At 71.2% G+C, this 16672-nt stretch carries 14 protein-coding genes; 9 read left to right on the top strand and 5 right to left on the bottom strand.

Going from position 1 to position 16672, the window contains the following annotated elements:
* Nucleotides 1–15 precede the first annotated feature (15 nt).
* The 4 genes from KUM44_RS05825 to KUM44_RS05810 are packed head-to-tail and all read left to right on the top strand — an operon-like array spanning nt 16 to nt 4112.
* A complete protein-coding gene (locus KUM44_RS05825; RefSeq protein ID WP_217206653.1) occupies nt 16–1155 on the top strand; it encodes an acyl-CoA dehydrogenase family protein in 1140 nt (379 codons plus the stop codon).
* Between the two features lie 37 nt (nt 1156–1192).
* Nucleotides 1193–2770, top strand: a complete 1578-nt coding sequence (locus tag KUM44_RS05820; protein ID WP_217206652.1) for a 4-coumarate--CoA ligase family protein — start codon at nt 1193–1195, stop codon at nt 2768–2770.
* Nucleotides 2767–3501, top strand: a complete 735-nt coding sequence (locus KUM44_RS05815; RefSeq protein ID WP_217206651.1) for an enoyl-CoA hydratase family protein — start codon at nt 2767–2769, stop codon at nt 3499–3501. Before KUM44_RS05820 ends, KUM44_RS05815 begins: the two co-directional genes overlap by 4 nt.
* Nucleotides 3489–4112: a TetR/AcrR family transcriptional regulator gene (locus KUM44_RS05810; protein ID WP_217206650.1), complete on the top strand. Its 624-nt coding sequence runs from the start codon at nt 3489–3491 to the stop codon at nt 4110–4112. The genes KUM44_RS05815 and KUM44_RS05810 overlap by 13 nt, the downstream gene beginning before the upstream one ends.
* 645 nt (nt 4113–4757) lie before the next feature.
* Here the strand turns inward: KUM44_RS05810 and KUM44_RS05805 are convergent.
* Nucleotides 4758–6173: a serine/threonine-protein kinase gene (locus tag KUM44_RS05805; protein WP_217206765.1), complete on the bottom strand. Its 1416-nt coding sequence runs from the start codon at nt 6171–6173 to the stop codon at nt 4758–4760.
* A 264-nt stretch (nt 6174–6437) separates the two neighbouring features.
* Nucleotides 6438–7538: a citrate synthase 2 gene (locus KUM44_RS05800; RefSeq protein WP_217206649.1), complete on the bottom strand. Its 1101-nt coding sequence runs from the start codon at nt 7536–7538 to the stop codon at nt 6438–6440.
* A gap of 323 nt (nt 7539–7861) precedes the next feature.
* On the opposite strand from KUM44_RS05800, the gene pdxH reads away from it, so the two are divergent.
* From pdxH to KUM44_RS05785, 3 genes are all read left to right on the top strand, one after another.
* Nucleotides 7862–8530: a pyridoxamine 5'-phosphate oxidase gene (gene pdxH / locus KUM44_RS05795; RefSeq protein ID WP_217206648.1), complete on the top strand. Its 669-nt coding sequence runs from the start codon at nt 7862–7864 to the stop codon at nt 8528–8530.
* A 329-nt stretch (nt 8531–8859) separates the two neighbouring features.
* Nucleotides 8860–9324 (top strand): GNAT family N-acetyltransferase, encoded by a 465-nt coding sequence (locus KUM44_RS05790; RefSeq protein WP_217206647.1) that lies wholly within the window; start codon nt 8860–8862, stop codon nt 9322–9324.
* A gap of 165 nt (nt 9325–9489) precedes the next feature.
* Nucleotides 9490–10935, top strand: a complete 1446-nt coding sequence (locus KUM44_RS05785; RefSeq protein ID WP_217206646.1) for a PAS domain-containing protein — start codon at nt 9490–9492, stop codon at nt 10933–10935.
* Here the strand turns inward: KUM44_RS05785 and KUM44_RS05780 are convergent.
* Complete coding sequence (locus KUM44_RS05780; RefSeq protein WP_217206645.1) at nt 10923–11678, bottom strand: SIS domain-containing protein; 756 nt, start codon at nt 11676–11678, stop codon at nt 10923–10925. The two genes, KUM44_RS05785 and KUM44_RS05780, sit on opposite strands and share 13 nt — an antisense overlap.
* Nucleotides 11679–11947: 269 nt before the next feature.
* On the opposite strand from KUM44_RS05780, the gene KUM44_RS05775 reads away from it, so the two are divergent.
* Both KUM44_RS05775 and KUM44_RS05770 read left to right on the top strand, forming a co-directional pair.
* Nucleotides 11948–12640 (top strand): metal-dependent transcriptional regulator, encoded by a 693-nt coding sequence (locus KUM44_RS05775; RefSeq protein ID WP_004000347.1) that lies wholly within the window; start codon nt 11948–11950, stop codon nt 12638–12640.
* A gap of 663 nt (nt 12641–13303) precedes the next feature.
* The gene (locus KUM44_RS05770; RefSeq protein ID WP_217206644.1) at nt 13304–14191 is read left to right on the top strand and encodes an alpha/beta fold hydrolase; all 888 of its coding nucleotides are present in this window, start codon (nt 13304–13306) and stop codon (nt 14189–14191) included.
* Nucleotides 14192–14298: 107 nt separating this feature from the next.
* On the opposite strand, the gene KUM44_RS05765 is transcribed toward KUM44_RS05770, so the two are convergent.
* Together KUM44_RS05765 and KUM44_RS05760 are read right to left on the bottom strand one after the other, a co-directional pair.
* Nucleotides 14299–15900 carry a transporter gene (locus KUM44_RS05765; protein WP_217206643.1) on the bottom strand — a complete coding sequence of 534 codons (1602 nt, stop codon included), beginning with the start codon at nt 15898–15900 and terminating at the stop codon, nt 14299–14301.
* Nucleotides 15897–16667 (bottom strand): ABC transporter ATP-binding protein, encoded by a 771-nt coding sequence (locus tag KUM44_RS05760; protein ID WP_217206642.1) that lies wholly within the window; start codon nt 16665–16667, stop codon nt 15897–15899. Before KUM44_RS05760 ends, KUM44_RS05765 begins: the two co-directional genes overlap by 4 nt.
* Nucleotides 16668–16672: the final 5 nt, after the last annotated feature.

The raw sequence follows: 16672 nt of genomic DNA, 5'->3' as shown, positions 1-16672 counted from the left end.
CCGGGAAGGAGCCCCATGCCCACCACTCTCGAATCCGAGGAACACAAGGCCCTACGGTCCGCAGTGGCCGCCCTCGGCAACCGCCACGGCCGCACCTACGACCGCCAAGCCCTCTGGTCCGAGGCCGCCAAGCTCGGCTACCTCGGCGTCAACCTGCCGGAGGCACACGGCGGCGGAGGCGGCGGCATAGCCGAACTCTCCATAGTCCTCGAAGAACTCGGCGCCGCAGGCTGCCCCCTGCTCATGATGGTCGTCTCCCCGGCGATCTGCGGCACAGTCATCGCCCGCTTCGGCACAGAAGACCAGAAACGCGACTGGCTCCCCGCCCTCGCCGACGGCACCCGCACCATGGCCTTCGGCATCACCGAACCGGACGCCGGCTCCAACAGCCACCGCATCACGACCACGGCCCGCCGCGACCCGGACACCGGAGACTGGATCCTCACCGGCCGCAAGGTCTTCATCTCCGGCGTCGACATAGCCGACGCCACCCTCATAGTCGGCCGCACAGCGGACGCCCGCACCGGCAACCTCAAACCCTGCCTGTTCATCGTCCCGCGCGACGCCGAAGGCTTCACGCGCCGCCGGATCGACATGGAACTCAACGCCGCGGAGAAACAGTTCGAGCTGACCCTCGACGACGTACGGCTCCCCGCGGACGCGCTCGTCGGAGACGAGGACGCGGGCCTCCTCCAGCTCTTCGCCGGCCTCAACCCCGAACGCATCATGACGGCCGCCTTCGCGATCGGCATGGGCCGCTACGCGCTCGCCCGTGCCGTCGAGTACGCGCGCGACCGTACCGTCTGGAAGACCCCCATCGGCGCCCACCAGGCCATCGCGCACCCCCTCGCCCAGGCGCACATCGACCTCGAACTGGCCCGTCTGATGATGCAGAAGGCGGCCTGCCTGTACGACGCCGGAGACGACGTCGGCGCGGGGGAGGCCGCCAACATGGCCAAGTACGCGGCCGGGGAGGCCTGCGTGAAGGCCGTCGACCAGGCGGTGCACACCCTCGGCGGGAACGGACTCACGCGCGAGTTCGGGCTCGCCTCGCTGATAACCGCCGCGCGCGTGTCTCGTATTGCTCCGGTGAGCCGGGAGATGATTCTCAACTACGTCTCCCACCAGACCCTGGGCCTGCCCAAGTCGTACTGACCGGCATCCGCCCGGCACCGTGTCGCGAGGAGGAACCGTGTTCCGCAGCGAGTACGAAGACGTCCCGGCCGTAGAACTCCCCATCCACGAGGCCGTACTGGGCCGGGCCGCCGAGTTCGGGGACACACCCGCGCTCGTCGACGGCACGGACGGCACCACCCTCACCTACGAGCAGCTCGACCGCTTCCACCGGCGCGTCGCCGCCGCCCTCGCCGAGGCGGGCGTCCGCAAGGGCGACGTGCTCGCCCTGCACAGCCCGAACACGGTCGCCTTCCCGACGGCGTTCTACGCCGCCACGCGCGCGGGTGCCTCCGTCACCACCGTGCACCCGCTCGCCACGCCGGAGGAGTTCGCCAAGCAGCTGAAGGACTCGGCGGCCCGCTGGATCGTCACCGTCTCGCCGCTGCTGGAGGCGGCGCGCCGGGCCGCCGAACTCGCGGGCGGAGTCGAGGAGATCTTCGTGTGCGACAGCGCACCCGGGCATCGCTCGCTCATCGACATGCTGGCCTCCGCGGCCCTCGAACCGCAGGTCGACATCGACCCCGTGGCGGACGTCGCCGCCCTGCCGTACTCCTCCGGCACCACCGGCATCCCCAAGGGCGTGATGCTCACCCACCGCCAGATCGCCACCAACCTCGCCCAGCTCGAACCCGCGATATCGGCGGCCCCCGGCGACCGCATCCTCGCCGTGCTGCCCTTCTTTCACATCTACGGCCTGACGGCCCTGATGAACGCGCCCCTGAGGCAGGGCGCGACGGTCGTCGTCCTGCCCCGCTTCGACCTGGAGACCTTCCTCGCGGCCATCCAGAACCACCGCATCACCGGCCTGTACGTGGCCCCGCCGATCGTCCTCGCCCTCGCCAAGCACCCGCTGGTCGCGCAGTACGACCTGTCGTCGCTGAAGTACATCGTCAGCGCCGCGGCGCCGCTGGACGCCAAACTCGCGGCCGCCTGCTCGCAGCGCCTCGGCCTGCCGCCTGTGGGACAGGCGTACGGCATGACGGAGCTGTCCCCCGGCACCCACGTCGTCCCGCTGGCCGCCATGCGGGACGCCCCCGCCGGAACCGTCGGCAGGCTCATCGCCGGCACCGAGATGCGTGTCGTCTCCCTCGACGACCCCGACAAGGACCTCGGTATCGGAGAGTCCGGGGAGATCCTCATCCGCGGCCCCCAGGTCATGAAGGGCTATCTCGGACGCCCCGACGCCACCGCCGCGATGATCGACCCCGATGGCTGGCTGCACACGGGGGATGTGGGGCATGTCGACGCGAACGGCTGGCTGTTCGTCGTGGACCGCGTCAAGGAACTGATCAAGTACAAGGGCTTCCAGGTGGCCCCCGCCGAACTGGAGGCGCTCCTGCTCACCCACCCCGGCATCGCCGACGCGGCGGTCATCGGCGTCTGCAACGACGAGGGCAACGAGGTCCCGCACGCGTACGTGGTCCGCCAGCCCACCGCCACCGGCCTCTCCGAAGGAGAGGTCATGATGTACGTCGCCGAACGCGTCGCCCCCTACAAGCGCGTCCGTCAGGTCACCTTCATCGACGGCGTCCCGCGGGCCGCCTCCGGCAAGATCCTGCGCCGCGAACTGCGGGCACTCAGGGAGAACACATGACGCTGATCGGCCGCACGCGCGCCCGTGGCGTCGAGACCCTCACCCTCGACTCCCCGGGCAACCGCAACGCGCTCTCGGCCGCCCTCGTGGGTGAGCTGACCGACGCGCTGACGGACTGCGCCAAGGACGCCGACGTACGCGCGATCGTCCTCACCCACACCGGCAACACGTTCTGCGCGGGCGCCGACCTGCGCGACCCTCCGCCCCCGGACGGCCTGGTGGCGCTGCTCCGGCAGATCGTGGAACTGCCCAAACCGGTCGTCGCCCGGGTCACCGGCCATGTCCGTGCGGGCGGCCTCGGCCTGCTCGCGGCCTGTGACATCTCCGCCGCGTCCGCGCGGGCCGGCTTCGCCTTCACCGAGGTGCACATAGGCGTCGCCCCCGCGGTCATCTCGCTGCCCCTGCTGCCCCGTACGGACCCCCGCGCCCTGGCCCGCTACTACCTGACCGGGGAACGCTTCGGCGCCCCGGAGGCGGCCCGCATCGGCCTGCTGACGGTGGCGGGCGAGGACGTCGACGCGGCCCTGACGCCCGTCCTGGACGGCCTGCGCAGGGCCTCCCCGCGGGCCCTGGCCGAGACGAAGGCGCTGCTCACGGCTAAGGTGCTGGAGACCTTCGACCGGGACGCGGCCGACCTGACCGCGCTCTCGGCCCGGCTGTTCTCCTCCGCGCAGGCCCGCGAGGGGATGACGGCCTTCCTAGAAAGACGGGATCCGGAATGGGCGGTGTGAGCACAGTCGGCGACCGCGTGGACCGAGCGGACCGCGTGCCCAAACAGGACCGCAGCCGCGCCACCCGGCAGCGGCTCCTGGAGGCCGCCGTGGCCTGCCTCGCCGAACACGGCTGGGCGGGCTCCACGGTCTCCGTCGTCGCCGAACGCGCCGGCGTCTCCCGTGGTGCGGCCCAGCACCACTTCCCGACCCGCGAGGACCTCTTCACGGCGGCGGTGGAGTACGTCGCCGAGGAGCGCTCGACGGCACTGCGGGCCCTGTTCCCCGAGGGTGCGGCCGGGGACCGCGGGGTCGTGGTGTCGGCGCTGGTGGACCTCTACACCGGCCCGCTGTTCCGCGCGGCGCTGCATCTGTGGGTGGCCGCGTCGAACGAGGAGCAGCTGCGGCCACGGGTCACGGAGCTGGAGGCCCGCGTGGGCCGTGAGACCCACCGCATCGCGGTCGACCTGCTCGGCGCCGACGAGTCCCGGCCGGGCGCCCGCGAAACCGTCCAGGGACTGCTGGACATGGCCCGCGGCCTCGGGCTGGCCAACCTGCTCACGGACGACACGGCACGCCGGGACCGCGTGGTCGCGCAGTGGGCGGCGCTGCTGGACGAGGCGTTGGGCTGAGGGCGTTGTCAGTGGCGGGGTCTACGGTTCGGGCATGGGTGATCACTTCCAGACGATCGTCGACCTCCAGGCGGCCCCGCAGCAGGCGTCACAGCTCGCCGAGCGCGTCGTCGAGTGGCTGGTGGCCGAGGGCATCGTGCTGGCCGAGCGCACGGACTGCGTGCTCGGGCGGCCGCTCGGCCATCCTCCGGGCCCGAACTGGCAGCGGGCCGCCGCGCCGGACGACGCCGACTGGGACCCCTGGGACGGCCTGGCCGTGTACACCGGGCGCACCGTCTTCCACGGCGGGCAGGGCGGACCGGAGGCGGTGACCTGTCCGCGCTGTGGGGTCACCACCCGGCTGACCACCGACGGGTGGGATCTGATCGAGGACGTCTGGGCACCGCACAGGACTTTCAAAACACCCCCTAGCACGAGACCGGCACGGCCCAGGCCGACTGCCCCGCCTGCGCCGGCTCAGTCCCGCTGCCCGACTGGACCTGGGCCGACGACTGGTTCGCCTTCGCCCACCTCGGTTTCGAGTTCTGGAACTGGCCCCGGTTCACCGAGGAGTTCCGCACCCGGATGTCCGAGCTGCTGGACGGCCACCGTACGGCTTACGTGTGGGGCAAGCTCTGACCCGCGCGCCGTCGTCCCGCCGCCCCGTCAGTCGTCGTCCTCGCCGGGGCCGCCGTCATCGTCGTCCTGCTGCGCCTCGCGCTGTTTCTCCAGCTCCCGCTGAAGCTTCCGCTGCCGTTCGAGCTCCCGCTCGCGCTGCTTGCGCTGTTCGTCCGCCTGATCGTCCTGTGGGGCGCTCGTCTGCGCGGCCGGGGTCGGGGACGCCGTCGGGGAGGGGGCGGTCGTCCGGGGCGAGGTGGAGGCGCTCGTGCTGGTCGGGGCCTCGGACTTCGTACCCTCCGAGCCGGTCTTGTCGGGGGAGAACCACAGCATTCCGAGGAGCATCGCGACCATGAAGAGCGCCGCCGCGGCCGCCGTGAACACCACGCGGCTCCGGGACGGGAAGCTGGGTCTGGATCTCGCACCGGATCTGGATCCGGTGCCGGATCTGGACCGGGATCTGGATCGGGGCCCTGGGCCGGGGCCGGGTCTGTGTCCGGGACCGGCCGTGGACGCCGTTCCCTGGGCGGTGGGCAGCATGTACGTGGTCGGGTTGCTGGTCTCGCCCACCTGCTGTGACCGGGGGGCGGAAGCCGATGCGGCAGCCGGCCGACGGGCCGGTGACGTCGCGTCCGGCAGTGGCTCGGGACGCCCCTGCCAGGCGCCGTCGGCGAACCAGTCGGCGGCCTGCTGGGCGGCGGGCCGGTGCTCGGGCTCCTTGGCGAGCAGACCGAGGAGATAGCTCTCGAAGGCGGGCGGAAGCCCGGGGACGCCCAGTTCGCGGGGCGGCACGGGCACGGCGTCGAGGTGCTGGTGGAGGATGGCGACGGCGGTGTCGGCCTGGAAGGGCGGGCGGCCGGTGAGCAACTGGTAGAGCACACAGCCCAGCGCGTAGACGTCGGACGCCGGGCCCGCCGGCTTGCCCAGCGCACGCTCGGGGGCCAGGTAGAGGCTCGTGCCCACGATCTGCCCCGTAGCGGTCAGCGCGGCGCCGGGGTCGTCCATGAAGCGGGCGATCCCGAAGTCACCGATCTTGAGGGTGCCGTCGGCGTCCAGGAGCAGATTGCCGGGCTTGATGTCCCGGTGGACGATGCCCTGCCGGTGCGCGGCGGCCAGTCCAGCGGCGGCCTGGGCGGCGATCCGGGCCACGCGTTCGGCGGGCAGCGCGCCGGACCGGGCCAGCGTGACGGCGAGGCTGGGGCCCTCGACGAGCTCCATCACCAGGAAGAGCCGGTTGTCGTACTCGCCGAAGTCCCGGACCCCGACCACGTTCGGATGGGCGATCCGCGCCGCCGTCTGCGCCTCCAGCCGGAACCGGGACGTGGCGGTGGGGTCGGAGTCCTGGGGCAGCAGAAGCTTGACGGCCACATGCCGGGCGAGCGTCTCGTCGTAGGCCCGCCAGACCTCCCCCATACCCCCGCGCCCGATCGACTCGGCCAGCCGGTAGCGGCCCGCTATCAGCACCTGATCCCCATCCCTCATGCCGTGAGACGTCTCGATCGCCGCAGGCCGCAACTCACCACGTGGGGACGGGTGATGGTGGGATGCCGCAGCCGCCCCAGCATACTGGCGGAGTGGATCAGTCACGTTCCGTATGACGTCGGCACGGACGGGAGCCCGGTCGCCGAGCGGCATCACGCGGAGCTGTACGGCTCCGCGTGATGACCGGCCCGCCGGAGGGGCTTTCGAGGCTTCCGAGGACGCGGGGGGCTTTTGGGGTTCGGGGGATCAGTGCGCGATGTCGGCGTAGCCCTCGACCTCGCGCGGGTCGCGCGGGCCCGGGCCGATGTAGCGCGCGGACGGGCGCACGAGGCGGCCGGTGCGCTTCTGCTCCAGGATGTGCGCCGACCAGCCCGCCGTCCGGGCGCAGGTGAACATCGACGTGAACATGTGCGCCGGGACCTCCGCGAAGTCCAGCATGATCGCGGCCCAGAACTCCACGTTCGTGGCCAGGACCCGGTCCGGACGCCGATTGTGCAGCTCTTCCAGGGCTGCCTTCTCCAGGGCCTCGGCGACCTCGAAGCGGGGCGCGCCCAGCTCCCGGGCGGTGCGGCGCAGGACCCGGGCGCGCGGGTCCTCGGCGCGGTAGACGCGGTGGCCGAAGCCCATGAGGCGCTCGCCCCTGTCGAGGGTCTGCCTCACATACGCCTCGGCGTCACCGGTGCGCTCGATCTCCTCGATCATGTGCAGGACGCGGGAGGGGGCGCCGCCGTGCAGCGGGCCGGACATGGCTCCTACGGCGCCGGAGAGCGCGGCGGCAACGTCGGCGCCGGTGGAGGCGATGACGCGGGCCGTGAAGGTGGACGCGTTCATGCCGTGCTCGGCGGCGGACGTCCAGTACGCGTCGACGGCGGCCACGTGCTTGGGGTCGGGCTCGCCGCGCCAGCGGATCATGAAGCGCTCGACGACGGACTGGGCCTTGTCGATCTCGCGCTGCGGCACCATGGGCAGACCCTGGCCGCGCGCGGACTGGGCGACGTAGGACAGGGCCATGACGGCGGCCCGGGCCAGGTCCTCGCGGGCCTGCTCCTCACCGATGTCCAGCAGGGGTTTCAGGCCCCACACGGGGGCCAGCATGGCGAGCGCGGACTGGACGTCGACGCGGATGTCGCCGGAGTGCACGGGAATCGGGAAGGGCTCGGCGGGCGGCAGACCGGGCCGGAAGGCACCGTCGACGAGCAGCCCCCAGACGTTGCCGAACGAGACATGTCCGACCAGATCCTCGATGTCGACGCCCCGGTATCGCAGGGCGCCGCCCTCCTTGTCCGGTTCGGCGATCTCCGTCTCGAACGCGACGACTCCCTCGAGTCCGGGTACGAAGTCGGACATCAGGCGGCTCCTCGTGAGGTGTGCGACGGATGGGGTTGTGGGTGGAACGACCGCACGTCGGTCGACAGAGATGGGCGTACGCCGGTGGTTCCACGGTCACGGACTCGGATTCCGGGCCTTGCCGGTGGTCCGAGCCCCGGCGGACTCGCGGTCCGAGGCGTACCCGTGTGATGCCCCGTACAGACGACGGTCATCCAATCGAAACAGCAACAGCACGATATCCCCGAGTGCCACCCTTGGGGAGGTCTTGCGGCACTCAGTGCCATCCGGTGACGAAGGACACCGTCCCGGACGGCGCCCGCCGTATACGGCAAGATGACCGCGTGACCGACCGAGACTCCGTCCCCCTCGACCCCGCCGCGATGCGCAAGCAGTACCGGGCCGAGGGCCTCGCCGAGAACGACCTGGCCGCCACTCCCGTCGAACAGTTCGCGCGCTGGTTCAAGCAGGCCGCGGCGGAGGCCCACCTCTTCGAGCCGAACGCGATGATCGTCTCCACCGCGGACGCCGACGGCCGGCCCAGCTCCCGCACGGTCCTGCTGAAGCACTTCGACGAGCAGGGCTTCGTCTTCTACACCAACTACGACTCACGCAAGGCCCGCGACCTCGCCGAGAACCCGTATGTCTCCCTGCTCTTCCCCTGGCACGCGATGGCCCGCCAGGTCATCGTCACGGGCGTGGCGCGACGGACCGGGCGGGACGAGACGGCCGCGTACTTCCGCACCCGCCCGCACGGCTCCCAGCTCGGTGCCTGGGCCAGCGCCCAGTCCTCGCTCATCGCCACCCGCGCCGATCTCGACGCCTCGTACGCCGAACTGGACGCGCGCTATCCCGAGGGCGAGCAGGTGCCGGTTCCGCCGCACTGGGGCGGCTTCCGGGTGGCGCCGCAGACGGTGGAGTTCTGGCAGGGACGGGAGAACCGGCTGCACGACCGGCTGCGGTACGCGGCGGAGCAGGACGGGAGCTGGCGGGTCGAGCGGCTGAGTCCGTGAGGTCGGCACGCCTGCACCGAAAAGCAGACGACCCGCGAGCTCGGGTTCCTCCGCCGGGGCGGAGGAGCCGGCCGGACGTGCCGGCGAGCTCGCGGGTCGGGTGACTGCTGGGATTGGGCCGGCTGCACGCGTCCTTCACGTGCTGGTCCGGCACCGCACTGGGTGGGGTGACGGGCCGCTAGCCCGCAGCCACCTCACGCGTCCGGTATTCATACATCTGCCGAACCACCTCCCTTCTCGTGTGCCCACACACTAAGAAGCGGTTCGCCGCCCGATCAAGTGCTTTTTTCCTTGGACGGGATCCGCGCTGGTCACCTAGCGTTCTGTGCATGACAGACCTGCGAATTGTGCCGGCCGAAGGCGACGCCATGCTCCGGGAGTGGCGGCACGTCCACAACGTGATCGTGCCGCCGGACGAGCTGAGCCTGGACGAGGTGCGCGAGCGCAGTGGCCGGCATCAGCTGCGGAACGCCTATCTCGGGGACGTGCTCGTGGGCTGCTCGACCGTACGGCCGCCGCAGGCCGACGACGGCGTGGCGACTGTCATCGCGCGCGTGCTGCCCGAGTTCCGGGGGCGGGGGTTCGGTGCCGCGCTGTACGAGGACGGGCTCGCGCACGCGCGCGTGCTCGGCGCGCGGGAGATCCGGACCGTGATCCTGGCCGCCAACGAGGACGGGCTCCGGTTCGCCGAGAAGCGCGGGTTCGTGGAGGTCGACCGGTATGTGGCGCCGGAGGACGAGAACGAGGTGTGGCTGACGTTGCGATGGCCAGGCTTCGAGGTCAGCGGGGCATGAGGGTGCGGCGTGGCGCCTGCGGCCGGTTTCCCGGGATTTCCGCCGTACAACGATTCCTTCAATCTTGTGGGAACTCGGTGTGTGCTGCGTCACGTTCCAGTAGATGATGGCAAGTGAGCGAACCGACGCGTCGTACGTGCGGACGCAGCTTGGCAGGGGGTCCAGGTGAGTGCTTCCCGGCGTAGTGGGACCACCGACGAGCTGGGACCGGACGAACCCGAGCGGGACGGTCCGGAGGGTTCGGCGGGTGGCCCGGAGGGTTCCGCAGGCGGCTCCGATCTGCTGGCCGCCCTGCTGGACGGGATGGACGCCGCCCTGTGCGCCTTCGACGCGGACGGGGTCGTCACCCATTGGAACCGCGAGGCCGAGCGCATCCTCGGTTGGAGCGCGGACGAGGCGGTCGGGCGGCGCGGGTTCGCGGGGTGGGCGGTGCGCAAGGCCGACGCCGAGGAGGTCGAGGCGCGGCTGATGTCCGTCATGGACGCCCCCGGGCGGCAGGTGCACGAGTTCGCGCTGCTGACCAAGGACGGCGGGCGGGTGCTCGTACGGACGCAGTCGGCGGCCGTGCGCGGGCCGGACGGGAAGCCCGCCGGGGTGTACTGCGCCTTCAGCGAGGTGCACGCGCAGATCGATCTGGAGCGGTCGATCGCGCTGAGCGAGGCGCTGTTCGAGGACGCGTCGTGGGGTGTCGTGCTCGTGGACGCCGATCTGCGGCCGGCCGTGGTGAACGCCCATGCGGCGCGCGCGCTCGGTATCGGCCGTACGTCCGTGCTCGGGCGGCCGCTCGGGGATCTGCTCGCCCAAGGCGTCGAGGAACTGGAGAGCGCGCTCGCGCATGTGCTCGCGGAGGGCGCGCCGCCCGCACCCGCCGAGATCTGGGTGAGCGTACGGACGCCGGAGGGCGAGCGACGGCGGTGCTGGCGCTGCGGCTTCGTACGGCTGGCCTCGCCGCTCGCGGAGGAGCCGGTGCCGTTGGGCGTGGGCTGGCTCTTCCAGGACATGACCGAGGCCAAGCAGGCCGAGCAGGAGGCGGCGCTGCTGCGGTTCCGGACCAATCAGCTGCATCGGGCCGCGCGGGCCGCCGCGGAGTGCGACGACCCGGCGGACGCGGCGACCGTGCATCTCGACTTCGCGCTGGCCGGGTTCGCCGATCACGCACTGATCGACCGGGTCGCGGGTGGTGCGGTGGCGGATACGGACGCGGACGAGGAGGCCTCGGATCCGGTACGGCTCGTGCGGGTCGCCGTCACGCCCTCCGGTGCGCCCGGGCCGAGTCTGCTCGGTGGGGAGGCCGGGCTGCCAGTGCGGTACGCCGAGGGGCATCCGGCGTTGCAGTGCGTGGCGCGGGCCGGGTCGGTGCGGGCCGACGCGGGCAGCATGGCGGCGGAGCAGGCGCGTGCGTGGGCGGTCGGACGGCAGTGGCCCGCGGACGCCGTGCACGCGCTGTGCGCGGTGTTGCGCAGCCGGGGGCGGACGCTGGGGGTCGTGACGTTTCTGCGGGGCGCGGGGCGCAGTGCGTTCGAGCGGAGCGACGCGGTGTACGCGGAGGACGTGGCGGTGCGGATCGCCGCCGCGTTGGATCTGGCGGCGGTGCTGGGTCAGCGGCGGTAGAAGATCCTGTCGCCGTACTGTTCGAACACCCGGCTGTTCCAGTCGAGGCCGCCGTCGACGTTGCCGGAGCGCAGGAGCGGGGGCTCGATGCCGCGGGCGGCCAGGGAGGCGGCCGCGGTGGCCATGACGGCCTGGAGCAGCGCTGCCGTGACGACCGTGGAAGCGGGGGCGAAGGGGGCCGGGATCGTGTCGAGGGTGAGTTCCGCGTCGCCGATCGCGATCTTCGAGTCGAGGACGATGTCGCAGTGATCCTTGAGGTAAGTGCCGGAGACATGGCGGGACTTCGTCTCCGAGGCGTACGCCACTGAGGTCACGCCGATGACCTTCGCGCCCCGGGTGCGGGCGGTCATGGCCATCTCCACGGGGAGGGCGTTGCGCCCGGACAAGGAGATGATCAGCAGAGCGTCGCCGGCGCGGAGGGGGGAGCTGTCGAGGACGGCGCTTGCCAGGCCGTCGACGCGTTCGAGGGCGGAGCCGAGGGTGGCGGGCATGACGTCCACGCCCACTGCGCCGGGGACGGCGAGCAGGTTCATCAGGGCGAGGCCGCCCGCGCGGTAGACGATGTCCTGGGCGGCGAGGGAGGAGTGGCCGGCGCCGAAGGCGAAGAGGCGGCCGTCGGCGGCGACGGTGTCGGCGAGCAGGGTGCCGGCTGCCTCGATGTTCTCCGCTTCCTCGTCGCGGGCCCGCTGGAGGAGGGTGATCGCGGCGTCGAAGAACTGGTCGGCCGGCTTGCTGTCGCTCATGCGGGGCCCTCCGGGGGTGGGGGGTGGGGCGGCGTGGGGTGTGTTGCGGATCACCGTGCGGTCTGGACCAGTGTGGTGTCAATACGGGGGGAGGCCTGCGGCGGCCCTTTGGCCGGCGCCGTGCCGTGAGGGCTGGGAAATCGCTGGTTCTGGCGGCGCGGCACGGTTGTCAGTGGTATCCGGCAGAATTGAGGGCAGGGCCAGCGCACGCGCCGTGGAGCTGTCTCGCTTCCGGCTGAGCTAATCGCAGAGCTAATCGAGGGGCACGTATGTCCGGACTGATCGACACCACGGAGATGTATCTCCGCACCATCCTCGAGCTGGAGGAGGAAGGTGTGGTCCCCATGCGCGCCCGTATCGCCGAGCGGCTGGACCAGAGTGGGCCGACCGTCAGCCAGACGGTGGCGCGGATGGAGCGTGACGGGCTGGTGTCCGTGGCCTCCGACCGGCATCTGGAGCTCACGGACGAGGGCCGGCGGCTGGCCACGCGCGTCATGCGCAAGCACCGGCTGGCCGAGTGTCTGCTCGTCGACGTGATCGGGCTGGAGTGGGAGCAGGTGCACGCCGAGGCGTGTCGCTGGGAGCACGTGATGAGTGAGGCCGTGGAGCGGCGCGTGCTGGAGCTGCTGCGGCATCCGACCGAGTCGCCGTACGGCAATCCCATCCCGGGGTTGGAGGAGCTGGGCGAGAAGGACGGCGCCGATCCGTTCCTCGACGAGGGCATGGTGTCGCTGGCCGATCTGGACCCGGGTGTCGAGGGCAAGACGGTCGTGGTGCGGCGTATCGGGGAGCCGATCCAGACCGACGCCCAGCTGATGTACACGCTGCGTCGGGCGGGGGTGCAGCCCGGTTCGGTGGTGAGCGTGACCGAGTCCGCGGGTGGTGTGCTGGTCGGTAGTGGTGGTGAGGCGGCCGAGCTGGAGGCGGACGTCGCCTCGCATGTGTTCGTCGCCAAGCGCTGAGCTTCTTTTCCGTGTAACTCCCGGTGGGCGAGCGGGAGTTGTGGCGAACCGTCGATCTCGTCCATTCCAAGATTCAGTACGCCGAATCGCAGCGCTCCGCCGATTCGCGTGCCAGTCTGTCGCGTGAGGCATATGACCTGAGAGCTCTCGGCCGTGATCGACAGTGATGCGTCCGGCCGGGGAAGGGGCGGGCGGATGTGCCGTGGAAGTGGAGAGGGCCCCGGCGCCACATGGCGCCGGGGCCTGTCCTCCCCTGTGCTGACCCGGAGCCCCGAGCTCTCAGGGTCATTCCCCTCGGACCGGTTTCCCCGATCGGTCCGCCTCCCGGTGAAGATCTCCCCTCGGCGGCAGCGATCAATCCTTGAGGGGGGTCACTCGAATGAGGGGTGTTGGCCGCAGAGACCGCATTTTCGAATAGGAGTTCGATAGTCTGCGGGTGACGGATCATGCGGAACGTGCGCTTCAAGGGTGTGCGCATAAGATCACGTCAGACACACAGGACATGCACATCGTGTGCGAGGGCATCGTCGGCTCCTGCATCGCAGGTGACGGGCGGTGCTCGCGCGAGCGACGGCAGATACGGCAGGCACGGCAGGCAGGACACGGTTCACAGGACCGGCCGGCTCGAGCGGTCCGAGCGGAGCTAGGGGGGTGCCAGGACCTATGGCGCGGCGCATCGACGTGACCGGGACGGGCGGCGTACGTCTCGCGGCCTGGGAGTTCGGCGACCCTCCCAAGAACGACCCCGTAACAGAGCACGACGGCACGCTCGGCGTCCTCTTACTGCACGGCCTCATGGGCCGCGCCTCGCACTGGGCCTCCACCGCCCGCTGGCTCTCCGAGCGGCACCGCGCTGTCGCACTGGACCAGCGTGGCCATGGTCGTAGTGACAAGTCCTCGCAGGCCGACTTCACGCGCGAGGCCTACGTCGACGACGCCGAGGCCGCTCTCGAACAGCTCGGTCTCGCCCCCGCCCTCCTCATCGGCCACGCCATGGGAGCGCTGACCGCGTGGCAGCTCGCCGCCAGGCGGCCCGACCTGGTGCGCGGCGTGATCATCTGCGACATGCGGGCGTCCGCGCTCGGCTCGGCCTCGCAGCGCGAGTGGACGGACTGGTTCAAGTCCTGGCCCGTCCCCTTCGCCACGCTCGCCGATGTGCGCAAGTGGTTCGGTGAGGACGACCCCTGGGTGGAGCGGCCGAATGCCGCGCGCGGGGAGTTCTACGCCGAGGTGATGCACGAGTGCGAGGACGGGTGGCGGCCCGTCTTCGAGCCGGATCAGATGCTCCGGTCGCGGGAGACGTGGGTGCTCGACGCGCACTGGGAGGAACTGGCGCAGGTTCAGTGTCCCGCGTTGGTGGTGCGGGGGCTCGACGGGGAACTGGGGCGGGCCGAGGCGCAGGAGATGGTGCGGGTGCTGCCGCGCGGGGAGTACGCGGAGGTGGCTGACGCCGGTCACCTGGTGCATTACGACCAGCCGGAGGGGTGGCGCGCGGCGATCGAGCCGTTCCTGGACGCGGTGCGCTCCGCTGGGGAGGCCGGGCGCCTGTGAGCTCGGGGGCCTCTGTTTTGAGGGCGGCTGCGGGTTCGTTGTGGCTTGTCGCGCAGTTCCCCGCGCCCCTTGGGGGGGTGCAGGGCACCTGCGTTCTCAACTGACTCTCAGCCTTTGCTCACCGCCGTGAGGATCTCCGGTAGGCGGGACGCCGTTCGTGGGGCCGCCAGGTGCAGGCCCAGCAGCGTGAGCGCAGCACCGTATGCCGCGCCGCCCGGGAGCAGCAGCCAGGTCCAGCCATCGCCGCTCTCGCTGACGTTCAGCCAGATCGTCAGCGCGATGACGGGGGCGCAGAGGAGGGCTGCCGCGATCATTCCGCCGAAGATCGAGATCCAGGCCAGGCCCGTCTGGCCCGGGGCGACGTTCTTGTAACCCTCCTGCGGGATGGAGTACGGGAAGCGGGCCGAGGTCCAGGCGCCGGTCGCCAGCATGGCGCCGAGGAGGGCGAAGGAGAGGCCGAGTACCTCCGGGAGCTTGGGCCAGTCGCCGAGGAGGGCTGTGGTCAGAACGGTGACGAGGGCGGCGTAGGGGAGAGTGATCAGCAGGAGTGCCAGCGCTCGGCCGCGCAGCTCGACGTAGGCGTCCCGCCGGGACGAGATCGTCATCGCGACCATCCAGAAGGCAGAGGTGTCCTGCCCGAACTGGTTGTACATCTGGATGCCGAGCATCCCGGCCGCGAAGCAGGCGAAGTAGATCGAGCCGGTGCCCTGGAGGGCGTTGAACAGCGGCACGATCAGACCGATGGCGAGCGAGGTCACCCAGGCCGCCTTGGTCTTCGGGTCGCGCCAGGCGTAGCGCAGGCTGCGTTCCATGACGGTGCCGGTGCGGCCGGCCGGCAGGAGGCGGGCCGGGCCCGTCGAGTTGCGTTCGCGTACGGCGGCCTCGGTGGCCGTCTGGAGCGTGGAGCCGTCGGGTGACGTCATCAGCCGGGTGAGGTGGCGTGACCATACGGCGATCAGAGCGATCAACGCGGTTGCGGTCAGCGTGAGTTGGAGGACACCGATCCCGTAGGACCCCTCACTCACCGACCGCACCGCCCCGATCGCGGAAGCCGGCGGCACCCAGCGCAGCACGTCCGCCGCCGGATCGAGCGGGGTGAGACCTGATGAACCCAGGCGCTGCGCCCCGAAGTTCACGACCTGCGCGCCGAGCGCGATGACCAGCCCGCTCAGCACCGCCAGATCACGGCCCTTACGGCTGGTCAGCAGGCGGATGTTGGCCGCGGCGACGGCCCGCGCGAGCGCCACGCACACCAGCAGCGCCAGGACGACGGCGATGACGCCGACGACGTACGCCAACCCGCCGTGCGCGACCGCGATCACCGAACCGATGAACAGGCACAGCGTGAACAGGGGGCCGATGCCGACCAGCGAGGCCGCGAGCAGGGCCCGGACCAGGGGCCGGGGGCGCAGCGGCAGCATCACCAGCCGGGTCGGGTCCAGGGTCTCGTCCCCGCCGGGGAAGAACAGCGGCATCACGGCCCAGCCCAGCGCGAGCACCGCGACCAGGAACACGACCACGGTGTCGGCGTGCGCGTTGCCGCGCAGCATGATCAGGCCGAGGAGTTGCAGCGCGGCGAAGAGAAGCACCACGACCGCCGAGGCGATGTAGGCGGCCCGCCGGCCACCGGACTGCCGCAGCCCGTTCCTCAGCAGTGACAGCTTCAGCCGTACGACGACTCCGGTCACCCCCGTCACATCGGTGCTCATCGCGCTCCGCCGCCCAGCCAGTCCAGGTGCGTTCCCGCGTCGCGTCCGTGCGCGCCGACGAGTTCGAGGAACGCCTGTTGCAGCGAGGCCGCGTCACCGCGCACCTCGGCGAGGGTGCCGTGGGCACGGATGCGTCCGGCGGCCATGACGGCGACCCAGTCGCACAGCGACTCGACGAGCTCCATGACATGGGAGGAGAAGACGACGGTCGCGCCGGAGGCGGTGTAGCGCTCCAGGACGCCCCGGATGGTCTGGGCGGAGACGGGGTCGACGCCCTCGAACGGCTCGTCCAGGAACAGCACTTCGGGGTTGTGGAGGAGCGCGGCCGCGAGACCGATCTTCTTGCGCATGCCGGTCGAGTAGTCGACGACCAGCTTGTGCTGCGCCCCCGCCAGATCGAGTACGTCCAGCAACTGAGTGGCCCGCTTGTCGACCTCGGCACCGGGAAGCCCGCGCAACCGCCCCGAGTACGCGAGCAACTCCCGCCCGGAGAGCCGCTCGAAGAGCCGGAGCCCTTCGGGCAGCACCCCGATCCGCGCCTTCACTTCGACCGGGTCCCGCCAGACGTCGTGCCCGACGACCGAGACGGACCCGCCATCGGGCCTGAGCAGCCCGGTCACCATGGAGAGGGTCGTGGTCTTCCCCGCCCCGTTGGGTCCCACAAGTCCGATGAACTTCCCCGCGGGCAACTCCAGATCAATCCCGGCAACAGCAACCTGCTGCCCGAACCGCTTCCAGAGCCCACGCACACTTACGGCCGACGTCATGGAAG

It is taken from the genome of Streptomyces sp. AC550_RSS872, assembly GCF_019049285.1.
GTDB lineage: Bacteria > Actinomycetota > Actinomycetes > Streptomycetales > Streptomycetaceae > Streptomyces.
The sequence above is the reverse complement of the archived record's forward strand: the minus strand, read 5'-3'. Positions and strand labels throughout refer to the sequence as shown.

What these genes read in the sequence shown, in the direction of transcription:
- KUM44_RS05825 (WP_217206653.1), top strand. Translation starts at nt 16, where the DNA reads ATGCCCACCACTCTCGAATCCGAGGAACACAAGGCCCTACGGTCCGCA.
- KUM44_RS05815 (WP_217206651.1), top strand. Translation starts at nt 2,767, where the DNA reads ATGACGCTGATCGGCCGCACGCGCGCCCGTGGCGTCGAGACCCTCACC.
- KUM44_RS05810 (WP_217206650.1), top strand. Translation starts at nt 3,489, where the DNA reads ATGGGCGGTGTGAGCACAGTCGGCGACCGCGTGGACCGAGCGGACCGC.
- KUM44_RS05800 (WP_217206649.1), bottom strand. Translation starts at nt 7,538, where the DNA reads ATGTCCGACTTCGTACCCGGACTCGAGGGAGTCGTCGCGTTCGAGACG.
- KUM44_RS05790 (WP_217206647.1), top strand. Translation starts at nt 8,860, where the DNA reads ATGACAGACCTGCGAATTGTGCCGGCCGAAGGCGACGCCATGCTCCGG.
- KUM44_RS05780 (WP_217206645.1), bottom strand. Translation starts at nt 11,678, where the DNA reads ATGAGCGACAGCAAGCCGGCCGACCAGTTCTTCGACGCCGCGATCACC.
- KUM44_RS05775 (WP_004000347.1), top strand. Translation starts at nt 11,948, where the DNA reads ATGTCCGGACTGATCGACACCACGGAGATGTATCTCCGCACCATCCTC.
- KUM44_RS05770 (WP_217206644.1), top strand. Translation starts at nt 13,304, where the DNA reads ATGGCGCGGCGCATCGACGTGACCGGGACGGGCGGCGTACGTCTCGCG.
- KUM44_RS05765 (WP_217206643.1), bottom strand. Translation starts at nt 15,900, where the DNA reads ATGAGCACCGATGTGACGGGGGTGACCGGAGTCGTCGTACGGCTGAAG.
- KUM44_RS05760 (WP_217206642.1), bottom strand. Translation starts at nt 16,667, where the DNA reads ATGACGTCGGCCGTAAGTGTGCGTGGGCTCTGGAAGCGGTTCGGGCAG.